The sequence below is a fragment of the Burkholderia sp. 9779_493 genome (assembly GCF_015712215.1).
GTDB lineage: Bacteria > Pseudomonadota > Gammaproteobacteria > Burkholderiales > Burkholderiaceae > Burkholderia > Burkholderia cenocepacia.
The window spans coordinates 111171-122839 of sequence record NZ_JACCQA010000003.1; the positions used below are offsets into that span (position 1 = coordinate 111171).

Sequence of the window (11669 nt, forward strand, 5' to 3'; positions counted from 1 at the left end):
ATGGGCTCCTTGCAAGGTGGCGGATGTCGGTCACGCGGTGGCGGTTTCGGTCGCGGCTCGGGTCGCCGCCGCGGCGACGACCGGGATCGGCACGGGCTTGCCGCCCGCGCGCTCGCCGGGCGTCGCGGGCCGGATCTGGCCGCGCGTCTCGACGAACTCGATGGTCGTATCCGGCGCGTCGCTGTTCACGAAGTGGCGGAAGCGCTTGCGCGTGTCGGGATCGGTGACGGCCTTCTTCCACTCGCACTCGTAGGTGTCGATCACGTGCTGCATGTCGGCTTCGAGTTCGTCGGCGATCGCGAGCTTGTCGTGCACGACGACGTCGACCAGGTAGTCGAGGCCGCCTTCGAGGTTGTCGCGCCAGACACTGGTGCGTTGCAGGCGATCCGCCGTGCGCACGTAGAACATCAGGAAGCGGTCGATGTAGCGGACCAGCGTCGCACGATCGAGGTCGGACGCGAGCAGCTCCGCGTGGCGCGGCTTCATCCCGCCGTTGCCGCACACGTACAGGTTCCAGCCTTTCTCGGTCGCGATGACGCCGACGTCCTTGCCCTGCGCTTCCGCGCACTCGCGCGTGCAGCCGGACACGCCGAACTTGATCTTGTGCGGCGCGCGCAGCCCCTTGTAGCGGTTCTCCAGATCGATCGCGAGGCCGACCGAATCGTCGACGCCGTAGCGGCACCACGTCGACCCGACGCACGATTTCACGGTGCGCAGCGCCTTGCCGTACGCGTGACCCGATTCGAAGCCGGCCGCGATCAGCTCCTCCCAGATCGACGGCAGTTGCTCGACGCGCGCACCGAACAGGTCGACGCGCTGGCCGCCGGTGATCTTCGTGTACAGGCCGTATTTCTTCGCGACCTGGCCGACCGCGATCAGCCCTTCCGGCGTGACTTCGCCGCCCGGCATGCGCGGCACGACCGAATACGTGCCGTCGCGCTGGATGTTCGCGAGGTAGTAGTCGTTCGAATCCTGCAGCCCCGCGTGCTCCTTCTTCAGCACGAACTCGTTGAAGCACGACGCGAGAATGCCCGCGACGGCCGGCTTGCACACGTCGCAGCCGAGCCCGCGGCCGTGCTTGTGCAGCAGTGCGTCGAACGTCGTGATGCGCTCGACGCGAATCAGGTGGAACAGCTCCTGGCGCGAATACGGAAAGTGCTCGCACAGATGGTTGTTGACCGCGAGGCCCTGCTTCTTCATCTCGGCCTTCATGATCTGCGTGACGAGCGGCACGCAGCCGCCGCACGACGTGCCGGCGCCCGTGCACGTCTTCAGCGCGCCGAGGCTCGTCGCGCCGTCGGCCACCGCCGCGCAGATCTGCGACTTCGACACGTTGTTGCACGAGCAGATTTGCGCGCCTTCCGGCAGCGCATCGACGCCGATCGCCGGCTTCGCGGCGCCGTCCGACGACGGCAGGATCAGGAATTCCGGCGATTCGGGCAACTCGATGCGGTTCAGCATCATCTGCAGCAGCGTGCCGTACTCGGCCGCATCGCCGACCATCACCGCGCCGTGCAGGAACTTGCCGCAGTCGGACACCACCAGCTTCTTGTAGACCTGGCGGCGCTCGTCCGCGTACTGGTAGGTGCGGCTGCCGGCCGTCGTGCCGTGCGCGTCGCCGATGCTCGCGACGTCGACGCCCATCAGCTTCAGCTTGGTGCTCATGTCGGCGCCCGCGAACGCGGCCGCCGTCGCTTCGTCGGCGTCGCCCGCGAGTTGCTTCGCGACCACGCGCGCCATGTCGTAGCCGGGCGCGACGAGGCCGTACACCATGCCGTTCCAGGCCGCGCATTCGCCGATCGCGTAGATGTCGGCGTCGCTCGTGCGGCACGCGTCGTCGATCGCGACGCCGCCGCGCGGGCCGATGTCAAGCCCGCACGCGCGGGCCAGTTCGTCGCGGGGCCGGATACCGGCCGAGAACACGATCATGTCGGTGTCGAGATGCGTGCCGTCGGCGAACGCCATCCGGTGCGTGCCTTCGTCGCCGTCGACGATTTCGAGCGTGTTCTTGCCGGTATGCACGGTCACGCCGAGCGCCTCGATCTTCGCGCGCAGCATCCGGCCGCCGCCGTCGTCGACCTGCACGGCCATCAGGCGCGGCGCGAATTCGACGACGTGCGTGTCGAGCCCCATGTCGCGCAGCGCCTTCGCGCATTCGAGGCCGAGCAGGCCGCCGCCGACCACGACGCCGCGCTTCGCGTGCGCGCCGCACGCCTGCATCGCCTCGAGGTCCTCGATCGTCCGGTACACGAAGCAGCCGGCGCGATCGCGGCCCGGCACCGGCGGCACGAACGGACGCGAGCCCGTGGCGAGCACCAGCTTGTCGTACGCGAGCGTTTCGCCCGACACGAGCGTGACCGTATGCGCGGCGCGGTCGATCGACGCGACCTGCGCGTTCAGGCGCAGGTCGAACTGCGGATGACGCTCGAAGAAGCCGGGTTCGACGAGCGACAGATCGTCCGCCGACTTGCCCGCGAAGAATTCGGACAGATGCACGCGATCGTAGGCCGCGCGCGGTTCCTCGCCGAGCACCGTGACCTGCGGCGCGCCGGCCGCGGCGGCCTCCGCCGCGACGCATTCGAGAAGCTTGTGGCCGACCATGCCGTGGCCGATGACGATGAGTTTCATGATGGCGGTTCCTTCGGTCGATCAGTTCGCGGCGTTGGCGGCGGCCAGCGCGCGATCGCGCAGCTCGGCTTCGCGCGCCTTGTGTTCTTCGCTGAAGCGCACGGCCATCGCGCACAAGGCGGTCGCGGTGACCGCCAGGCCGAGCAGGCTCAGCGCCTGCTGGACGTCGCCGACACCCTTCAGCAGGAAAGCCGCGGCGACCGCGCCGACGTTGCCGCCCGCACCGACGATCCCCGCGACGCCGCCGAGCGCCTTGCGATCGATGAACGGCACCAGCGCGTAGGTCGCGCCGCACGCCATGTGCGTGAAGAGGCCGAAGGTCAGCATCGCGACGAGCGCGATGCCGATGCCTTGCGCATGCGAGAACCAGATCAGCCCGAGCCCTTCGCCGATGATCAGCGCGCACAGCAGCGTCGCGCGCACGTCGAGGCTGCGGCGCGCGGCGATCTTGTCGGACAGCCAGCCGCCGAGCGCGCGGGCGAACAGCGCGAGCAAGCCGAACATCCCGACCGCGAAACCGGCGTCCTTCAACGACAGCTTGAAGTGATCGACGTAGTACAGCGCGGCGATGTTGTGGATGAACACCTCGACGCCGAAGCACGCGCCGTACGTGACGAACAGCATCCACACGCGATAGTTGCCGCACGCCGCGAAGAAGCTCGCCCAGCCGCCCTTCTTGCCGCTGTCGATCGTCACGCCTTCCTTGCGCAGCGCGACGAAATCGCCTTGCGGGCAGTCCTGCGTGAAGCGCCAGTACGCCCACGCCATCACGAGCATCGCCACGCCCGGCACGACCAGCGCGATGCGCCACGACGCATCCTCGCCGAAGCCGAGCATCAGCCCCGCGGCAACGAGCAGCGGCATCAGCGCCTGCGTCGCGCCCGCGCCGGCATTGCCCCAGCCGGCCGTCGTCGCGTTCGCGGTGCCGACCACGTTCGGCGCGAACATCACCGACGTGTGGTATTGCGTGATCACGAAGCCCGCGCCGATCGCGCCGATGCCGAGCCGGCAGATCAGGAACCACAGGTAGTCGTGCGTGAACGACACGGCGAACACGGGGATCGCGCCGAGCAGCAGCAGGCCCGCATACACGCGGCGCGGGCCGAAGCGGTCGCACAGCGGGCCGACCAGCAGCCGCACGGCGATCGTCGCGGCCACCGCGGCGATGTTGATGTTGGCGACTTGCGCCGCGGTGAGATGGAATTCGCGCGCGATCAGCGGCATCAGCGGCGCGCACGCGAACCACGCGAAGAAGCATACGAAGAACGCCATCCACGTCAGATGGAACGCGCGCATCGGCGCGGTGCGGAGGCTGAAGAGATCGATACGGGTAGCTTTGTCGGTCATGTCATCCGCCAAACGAAAAACGGCGTCCTGCGCACCCGGTCTCGTCGAGACCTGATACGTAGGACGCCGTTGCCCATGAAGCCCGTTGCCGGGCGCTTCGGTATTCGGTACTGCGGACGGATCGCCATTGACCCGCCCGAACGAGCTAACGCAAGCGACGTGCCATGTCGGCGTCAATCGCGCCGGAAACCCCACCGCACAAGGCGCAGCGGGTATCGGGCACGTCACCGCGACGCGCGACGCGCTCTCCGTCGCGATGCACCGAGGCACAGATGTGGTGCGCTGCAGCACTGTCGTCGTGCGGCATCGCGGTGCGCGCGAGCGCGGCACGCTGCGCGCCGATGCGGCATCGCGACTGCTCGCGCGTCGCGAGCACATGCCCGCTCGCGGTCATCGCACGGTGCGCCGCGTCGCGCAAAGGCGCCATCGTCGCGCCGGTTGGCCCGGATATTGCTGAACCTTCACTACACCGGCAACGGCGCCGGTGGGCAGTCCCCGCAAACCCGGCCCGCCCTTCACGGCGAGCCTTTCCGGACAACGGCGTCCCTCCGTGCACGGCACGGCCGGATGCCGGTGCGTTTCGACCGCCCGCCGCCGCCGAGCAACAACGCGAAGCAGACCGCCGCAGGCATGCGATGCGGCACAGGAACACGACATGACGACAGGCAAAGTCACGCTGCTGGGCGCCGGCCCCGGCGACCCCGATCTCCTCACGCTGAAGGCGGTGAAGGCGCTGGCCGCCGCCGACGTGCTGCTGCTCGACGATCTCGTCGCGCCCGGCATCGTCGAACTCGCGCCGCAGGCGCGCGTGATCCGCGTCGGCAAGCGCGGCGGCTGCCGCTCCACGCCGCAGGCGTTCATCGAGAAACTGATGCGCCGCCATGCGCTGCGCGGCGCGCACGTGGTGCGCGTGAAAGGCGGCGATGCGCTGCTGTTCGGGCGCGCCGGCGAAGAACTCGCGACGCTGCGCGCGGCCGCGATTCCGGTCGAGATCGTCAACGGCATCTCGTCGGGATTCGCGGCCGCCGCGAGCCTCGGCATCTCGCTCACGCATCGCGAACACTGCCAGGGCGTCACGTTCGTCACCGCGCATCGCCAGGACCACGGCGAACCCGACTGGGCCCGGCTCGCGGCGACCGGCACCACGCTCGCGATCTACATGGGAATGAGCCGCGTCGACAGCATCGCGGCGGGCCTGCTCGCCGCGCTCCCCGCGTCGACGCCGGCGGCGGCCGTGCAATGGGCCGGTACGCCCGAAGAGCGTCGCTGGACCGGCACGCTCGACACGCTCGCAAGCGGCATCGAAACCGCGCGGCTCGGCAGCCCGGCCGTGATCCTCGTCGGCGGCGCGATCGGCGAAACGGCCGCGCAGGAGGCGGACGCGGCGATCGGCGCGGCGCTGCCGCGGGCCGCCTGACATGGGCGGCATCGCGCGGCTTCGGCCGCTCCCCGTTTCGTTCACCCCCGGCCGCGCGTGCGGCCCGACTGCCTCGTTCGCCCCTTGCACCGACGCATCGCTGCCCCTGTCGCCCGCCTCATGAGTTCGTCCGCCCTGCCCGTCCGCCTGCGCGTGCTGCTCGTCACCGATACCGACAAGCCGATCGGCGAACTCGGCAATGCGCTCGCGCGCCTCGGCTACGAGATGCTGAACGACGTCGCGACGCCCGCGCGCCTGCCGGCGGCCGTCGAGGAGCAACGCCCGGACGTCGTGATCATCGATACCGATTCGCCATCGCGCGACACGCTCGAACAGCTCGCCGTCATGCATGCGACCGCGCCGCGCCCCGTGCTGATGTTCAGCCACGACGCCGACCAGGAACTGATCCGCGCGGCGGTCGGCGCGGGCGTCAGCGCGTATCTCGTCGAAGGGTTGTCGGCCGAGCGCCTCGCGCCGATTCTCGAAGTCGCGCTCGCGCGCTTCTCGCACGACGACGCGCTGCGCCGCCGGCTGGCCGACGTCGAGCGAGAACTCGAGGAACGCAAGCTGATCGACCGCGCGAAACGCGTGCTGATGGACCAGCGCAAGCTGTCCGAACACGATGCGTATGCCGCGCTGCGCAAGCGCGCGATGGATCAGGGCCTGCGCATCGTCGACGTCGCGCGACAATTGCTCGACGCGTCACCCCAGTCATGAGTGCCATGCATACCTCTCCTCCCGCCGCGCCGGAACGCGCGCATCTTCGCCTCGGGTTCGTCGCGCTGAGCGACGCGGCCCCGCTGATCGTCGCGCAGCGCCTGAATCTCGGCGCGCGTCATGGCCTCTCGCTCGAATTGAGCCGCCAGCCGTCGTGGGCGGCCGTGCGCGACAAGCTGCTCAGCGGTGAGCTCGACGCCGCGCACGCGCTCTACGGGCTCGTCTGCGGGCTGCAGCTTGGCATCGGCGGCCCGCGGGCCGACATGGCCGCGCTGATGGTGCTGAACCGCAACGGGCAGGCGATCACGTTGTCGGGCGGCCTCGCCGACGCTTACCGCGAAACCGCCAACGTGCGTGCCGCGTTCGCGACGCTCGGCCGCAAGCCGCTGCTCGCGCAGACTTTCCCGACCGGCACGCACGCGATGTGGCTGAACGCGTGGCTCGCGTCGCAGGGCGTCGATCCGCTGCGCGACGTGCGCAGCGTCGTGATTCCGCCGCCCGAGATGGTCGCCGCGCTCGCGGGCGGCGAGCTCGACGGCTTCTGCGCGGGCGAGCCATGGCACGCGGTGGCCGAAGCGTGCGGCGCGGGCCGCACCGTCGCCGTCACGAGCGAGATCTGGCCCGATCATCCGGAGAAGGTGCTCGCGACCCGGCGCGATTTCGTCGCGCTGTATCCGGCCACCGCGCGTGCGCTGGTCCGCACGCTGGTCGATGCGTGCGCATGGCTCGACAGCGCCGCGCACCGCCGCGAGGCGGCCGACTGGCTCGCGTCGCCCGACGCACTCGGCGTGCCGGCCCGGCTGATCGCGCCGCGCCTGCTCGGCGACTACGGCGCGGGGCCGTTCGCCACGCCGCCGCTGCCGATCCGCTTCCACGACGGCGGCGCCGTGAACCGGCCCGATCCGCGCGAGGCCCTGTGGTTCCTGTCGCAATACCGGCGCTGGGGCATGCTCGACGGTTCGCACGACGATGCGGGGATCGCCGCGGCGATCGCGCAAACCGCGTTGTATGATGCTGCGGTCGCCGAAGGCGGCGCAGCGGGCCCGTCACGGGCGTGACGCGCGCCGCACGGTGCAGCCCGCGTGTGCCGCCGGGCCACGGCGCCCGGCCGCTGCCCGCCCGCGCCGCCCACGCGGCACCGCCTTGCCACTCTGTCCCCGCTCCGAATCGATGCCGAAACGAACGCGCGCGCCGCTCGACGTGCTGCTCACCGAAATCCGCGCGTGCCGTGCATGCGAAGCCGACCTGCCGCTCGGCCCGCGCCCGGTCGTGCGCGCCCATCGCGACGCGCGCATCCTGATCGTCGGGCAGGCGCCGGGCGCACGCGTCCATGCGAGCGGGATTCCGTGGGACGACGCGAGCGGCAAGCGGCTGCGCGACTGGCTCGGGGTCGACGCCGAGACGTTCTATGACGAGACGCGCTTCGCGATCGTGCCGATGGGCTTCTGCTACCCGGGCCGCGGCGCGAGCGGCGACAACCCGCCGCGCCCCGAATGCGCGCCCCTGTGGATCGACCGGCTGCTGGCCGAACTGCCGTCGATCCGGCTCACGCTGCTGATCGGCCAGTACGCGCAGCGGCATTTCCTGCGCGGCGCGCGCAAGGCGACGCTGACCGATACCGTGCAAGCCTGGCGCGACTACGGCCCGGCCGTCCTGCCGCTGCCGCATCCGTCGCCGCGCAACCAGGCCTGGTTCAAGCACCATCCATGGTTCGACGCCGAGGTCGTACCCGAGCTGCGGCGCCGGATCGCGCCGCTCGCGGCAGGCTGAGCGGGGCCCGCGAGCCGGCGCCCGGCCCCGGCGCGCCCGGTTCGCTGTACCATCGCGGCTCAACCGCGTCACGAACAGCACAATCCTTCATGCCCTCCACCGCCCCGCCGCGCCTGTACGGGATGCCCGAACGCAGCGACCGGCTCGATTTCTACATCCGCGACCAGGCGTCGCGCCAGGCGATCACCGAGCCGCACCGGCACGCGTATTTCCAGATCCAGTTCAACCTCGGCGGCGACACCGAGCAGCGCATCGGCGGCGTCACGCGGCCGTTTCCGCGCGGCGCGCTCGCGTTCGTGCTGCCGCACCGCGAGCACCTGATTCCGCATCCGGAAGGCGCGCACTTCATCGTGATCAATTTCAGCCAGGCGTTCCTGCGCGCCGATCTCGACGTCGATCCGCTCGATCTCGAGGACGTGCCCGCGCACCGCTTCCCCGAACTGACGCCGTTCCGCTTCCAGGAGCACCTCGATTTCATCCTGACCGGCGATACGTACGACGAAGCGCGCCGCCTCGCGCTGTGCATGCTCGACGCCGATCGCGTGCGCACCTTCGGCTCGACCACGTTGCTGCGCGGCTACCTGCTGCAACTGATCGGGCTCGTCTGCACGCAGTACGCGGGCGCGCTCGACAAGCTCGCGCAGCGCGGCGCCCAGCGCGCCGGTCGGCGCGACGCGCTGGCCCGCGTGCTGCGCCACGTGCGGGCGAACCTGACGCGTGAGGACCTGACGCTCGCCGCGACCGCCGAAGCCGCGTTCCTGTCGCCGAACTACCTCGCGCACCTCGTTCGCAAGGAAACCGGCAGCACCTTCACCGATCTCGTCACCGAGCGCCGGATCGCGCTCGCGCAGTCGCTGCTGGCCCACACCAGCCGGCGCATCGCGGACATCGCGCGCTCGGTCGGCTTCCGCGACGAAGGGTATTTCGCGCGGCGCTTCCGCGCGCGGGTCGGCGTGTCGCCGAAGGCGTACCGCGACGCGAACGCCGCGCTGCCCGCCGCCGACGACACGCAGGCGGCCGCCGACGCGTAGTTTTGTCCCGGTAAAACGCAGTTGCGTCGCATCCGGGCGCATGCGCGTCGGGTATCGTTGCACGCATGCCGGCCGCTGCGCCGGCCATCCGTCTTCCTACCGAACGAGGCCATCCGATGTCCGCCTATGTCATCGACGCCGCCGAGCGTCCTTCCGTCGAAGTCGACCAGTCGTCCGCGCGCTTTCCGGTGCGCCGCGTCTTCTGCGTCGGCCGCAACTACGCCGACCACGCCCGCGAAATGGGCGCCGACCCCGACCGCGAACCGCCGTTCTTCTTCACCAAGCCCGCCGACGCGATCGTTCCGGCCAGCGGCACGGTCGCCTATCCGCCGCTGACGAACGATCTCCATCATGAAATCGAGCTGGTCGTCGCGATCGGCAAGGACGGCCGGTCGATCGACCCGGCCGACGCGCTGTCGCACGTGTGGGGCTACGGCGTCGGCGTCGATCTCACGCGCCGCGACCTGCAGGCCGAAGCGAAGAAGCAGAGCCGGCCGTGGGACTGGGCGAAGGGGTTCGACGCGTCGGGCCCCGTAACCGCGCTGCGCGCGGCGACGGCCACCGGCCATCCGGCCGCCGGGCGCATCTGGCTCGCGGTCAACGGCGACACGCGCCAGCAAGGCGACCTGGCCGACATGATCTGGCCCGTGCCCGACGTGATCGCGTACGTGTCGCGCTCGGTCGAGCTGAAGGCCGGCGACCTGATCTTCACCGGCACGCCGGCCGGCGTCGGTGCGCTGCAGCCGGGCGATCGCGTGACGGGCGGCGTCGACGGCATCGCGACGTTCGAATTCGTGGTCGGCGCGAAGCCGTAACGCGGCACGCACGGCGGCGCCTGTCCGGGCCGCCGCGCGAGATCCCGATGCCGGTCAGTCGTAGCGGCGCAGAAAGGCGTCGGCGACGGCCGGCGGATTCAGCGCTTTCGCCGACGCGTTTTCCAGCGCCTCGGCCGCATCGTCGTCGCTGATCGACACGAACAGCGTGATCGCCGCCCGGTCGTCGCCCGTGCCGAACACGCCGTCGCGATCGAGCAGCCGCAATGCCTCGATCATGTCGGCGTGCAGTTGCCGGGAAAATTCGCTGAAGCGCGACGGGACGAACTGCGGGCTCAGCACTTCGTCGGCCAGCCGGCCGCAGATCGCGTTGAACGGCGAAGCCTCGGCCGCCGCGTACGCCCACTCGGCCACGCCCCACACGAACCACGGGTCGTCGTCCGCCACCGCCTGCCGCGCGCGGACCCGGCGCAGCCCTTCGACCGAATTAGCCGCCGGCACCACCGTCATCGCTCCGCTGTCGGTGTACAACGCAAACGCGTAGAAATGCTCGTCCGGGTGCAACGCCCGCAGCGCCCGGAAGGTCGCCCTCGCGGCATCGGCAATATCCCGCTGGAAATCAGAAAAGTCGCTCATCGCATCCTCGTCCAGTCGCCTTTTGCGCTCGTCGGGACACGCGGCGCGCGGCTCGTGCGTCGTCTCCCGGCATGCGGCGGATTGTCCGTCATTCGGCCGCGCGCCGGTACCGGGGCGCACCCGCGCTCACCGCCCGGCGTCCTGTCCGTCGAACACCCGCACGCACACGGCGGCCGCCAGCGCGATCGCCGCCGACAGCAGCATCATCGCGAGCGGCAGGTAGCCTGCGTTGCCGACGGTCAGCAGCGCGCCCGTCAACGACGACAGCGCGGCGCCGCCGCCGATCGTCATCGCGCCGGCCAGCCCCGACGCGCTGCCCGCCAGTTCCGGGCGCACCGACACCGCGCCTGCATGGGCGCCGGGGTTGCTCAGCCCGTTGCCGATGCCGACCAGCACGCACGGCCCGAACCATGCGAGCGCGTGCGTCGCGCCGCCGAACACCAGCGCAAGCCCGATCAGCGGCCCCGCGCACGCGACGACCCGCCCGCCCAGGATCGTCGTGGCCAGCGCGTAGCGGCGCGCGCCCCGCGCGGCCAGCAAGCTGCCGCACACGAAACCGGCCGTGATCGTCCCCATGTAGACGCCGATCTCCGCCGGCGCGATGCCGAATCGCGTTTTCGCGGCGAGCGGCGCGCCGGCCAGGAACGCATAGAACGCGCCCGTCGAAAACGCCATGCACAGCGCATAGGCCCAGAAGCGGCGCGCACGGAGCAGCGCCGGATACGCGCGAAGCTGCTGCCCGAAGCTCGACGACCGGCGCGTATGGGTTTCGACGAGATCGCGCGCGCACCAGGCGAACAGCGCGACGCCGACCGCGCCAAGCAACCAGAAGCTCGCGCGCCAGCCGACCGTCTGGTCGAGTGCGCCGCCGAGCGTCGGGCCGAGCATCGGCGCGAATGCGGCCGCCATCGCCGCATAGCCGATCCGGCTCGCCGCGCGCGCGCCGCCGCCGGTGTCGCGGATCGCCGCCATCGACACCGGATAGACCGGCGTGATCGCCGCCTGCATCAGCCGGCAGCCGAGAAACACGCGGATATCGGCCGCCATCGCGCAACCGAGCGACCCGAGCGCGAATAGCGCGACGCTCGTCAGCACGATCGGCCGCCGCCCAAACCGGTCGGACAGCGGCCCCGTCACGAACTCGAGCGATGCGGCCACCGCCGCATACCCGCCGAGCGACAGCGCGACGAGCGCATAGTCGGTGTGCAGGTCGCGCACGATCGCCGGCAGCGACGGCAGGAACAGGCTCAGCGGCAGGACCGACAACGCGCACAGCAGGATCAGCGTGGCGTGCCGCGGCGACGCCGGGTCGGACGCGGTCGACAGGTTCGATGACAAGCGGATGCCCTC

11 protein-coding genes are annotated in these 11669 nt (G+C 70.8%); 6 read left to right on the top strand and 5 right to left on the bottom strand.

Features of this window, described 5'->3' with window-relative positions:
- Positions 1 to 30: 30 nt before the first annotated feature.
- From nirB to H0X95_RS03655, 3 genes are all read right to left on the bottom strand, one after another.
- Positions 31 to 2628, bottom strand: a complete 2598-nt coding sequence (nirB, locus tag H0X95_RS03645; RefSeq protein WP_059720804.1) for a nitrite reductase large subunit NirB — start codon at positions 2626 to 2628, stop codon at positions 31 to 33.
- A 21-nt stretch (positions 2629 to 2649) separates the two neighbouring features.
- Positions 2650 to 3975: an MFS transporter gene (locus H0X95_RS03650; protein WP_006494732.1), complete on the bottom strand. Its 1326-nt coding sequence runs from the start codon at positions 3973 to 3975 to the stop codon at positions 2650 to 2652.
- Positions 3976 to 4120: 145 nt separating this feature from the next.
- A complete protein-coding gene (locus H0X95_RS03655) occupies positions 4121 to 4402 on the bottom strand; it encodes a hypothetical protein (RefSeq protein ID WP_154641144.1) in 282 nt (93 codons plus the stop codon).
- 228 nt (positions 4403 to 4630) lie between these two features.
- Here H0X95_RS03655 and cobA point away from each other — a divergent pair, with 228 nt between their 5' ends.
- The 6 genes from cobA to H0X95_RS03685 all read left to right on the top strand — a co-directional run bounded on the left by cobA (position 4631) and on the right by H0X95_RS03685 (position 9725).
- On the top strand, positions 4631 to 5392 hold the full coding sequence (cobA, locus tag H0X95_RS03660; protein WP_006488745.1) for a uroporphyrinogen-III C-methyltransferase: 762 nt from the start codon (positions 4631 to 4633) through the stop codon (positions 5390 to 5392).
- A 120-nt stretch (positions 5393 to 5512) separates the two neighbouring features.
- The gene (locus H0X95_RS03665; RefSeq protein ID WP_006494730.1) at positions 5513 to 6109 is read left to right on the top strand and encodes an ANTAR domain-containing response regulator; all 597 of its coding nucleotides are present in this window, start codon (positions 5513 to 5515) and stop codon (positions 6107 to 6109) included.
- Between the two features lie 5 nt (positions 6110 to 6114).
- A complete protein-coding gene (locus tag H0X95_RS03670) occupies positions 6115 to 7167 on the top strand; it encodes a CmpA/NrtA family ABC transporter substrate-binding protein (RefSeq protein WP_059720803.1) in 1053 nt (350 codons plus the stop codon).
- Positions 7168 to 7279: 112 nt separating this feature from the next.
- Positions 7280 to 7879: a uracil-DNA glycosylase family protein gene (locus tag H0X95_RS03675; protein WP_006483783.1), complete on the top strand. Its 600-nt coding sequence runs from the start codon at positions 7280 to 7282 to the stop codon at positions 7877 to 7879.
- An 89-nt stretch (positions 7880 to 7968) separates the two neighbouring features.
- A complete protein-coding gene (locus H0X95_RS03680; protein WP_006483777.1) occupies positions 7969 to 8910 on the top strand; it encodes a helix-turn-helix transcriptional regulator in 942 nt (313 codons plus the stop codon).
- 116 nt (positions 8911 to 9026) lie between these two features.
- On the top strand, positions 9027 to 9725 hold the full coding sequence (locus H0X95_RS03685) for a fumarylacetoacetate hydrolase family protein (RefSeq protein WP_059720802.1): 699 nt from the start codon (positions 9027 to 9029) through the stop codon (positions 9723 to 9725).
- Between the two features lie 54 nt (positions 9726 to 9779).
- On the opposite strand, the gene H0X95_RS03690 is transcribed toward H0X95_RS03685, so the two are convergent.
- Entirely contained in the window at positions 9780 to 10319 is a 540-nt protein-coding gene (locus H0X95_RS03690; protein ID WP_006494727.1) for a DUF4303 domain-containing protein, read from the bottom strand.
- 126 nt (positions 10320 to 10445) lie between these two features.
- Complete coding sequence (locus H0X95_RS03695) at positions 10446 to 11657, bottom strand: MFS transporter (RefSeq protein WP_059720801.1); 1212 nt, start codon at positions 11655 to 11657, stop codon at positions 10446 to 10448.
- Positions 11658 to 11669: the final 12 nt, after the last annotated feature.

What these genes read in the sequence shown, in the direction of transcription:
- H0X95_RS03650 (WP_006494732.1), bottom strand. Translation starts at nt 3,975, where the DNA reads ATGACCGACAAAGCTACCCGTATCGATCTCTTCAGCCTCCGCACCGCG.
- nirB (WP_059720804.1), bottom strand. Translation starts at nt 2,628, where the DNA reads ATGAAACTCATCGTCATCGGCCACGGCATGGTCGGCCACAAGCTTCTC.
- H0X95_RS03670 (WP_059720803.1), top strand. Translation starts at nt 6,115, where the DNA reads ATGCATACCTCTCCTCCCGCCGCGCCGGAACGCGCGCATCTTCGCCTC.
- cobA (WP_006488745.1), top strand. Translation starts at nt 4,631, where the DNA reads ATGACGACAGGCAAAGTCACGCTGCTGGGCGCCGGCCCCGGCGACCCC.
- H0X95_RS03655 (WP_154641144.1), bottom strand. Translation starts at nt 4,402, where the DNA reads ATGGCGCCTTTGCGCGACGCGGCGCACCGTGCGATGACCGCGAGCGGG.
- H0X95_RS03665 (WP_006494730.1), top strand. Translation starts at nt 5,513, where the DNA reads ATGAGTTCGTCCGCCCTGCCCGTCCGCCTGCGCGTGCTGCTCGTCACC.
- H0X95_RS03680 (WP_006483777.1), top strand. Translation starts at nt 7,969, where the DNA reads ATGCCCTCCACCGCCCCGCCGCGCCTGTACGGGATGCCCGAACGCAGC.
- H0X95_RS03685 (WP_059720802.1), top strand. Translation starts at nt 9,027, where the DNA reads ATGTCCGCCTATGTCATCGACGCCGCCGAGCGTCCTTCCGTCGAAGTC.
- H0X95_RS03675 (WP_006483783.1), top strand. Translation starts at nt 7,280, where the DNA reads ATGCCGAAACGAACGCGCGCGCCGCTCGACGTGCTGCTCACCGAAATC.
- H0X95_RS03690 (WP_006494727.1), bottom strand. Translation starts at nt 10,319, where the DNA reads ATGAGCGACTTTTCTGATTTCCAGCGGGATATTGCCGATGCCGCGAGG.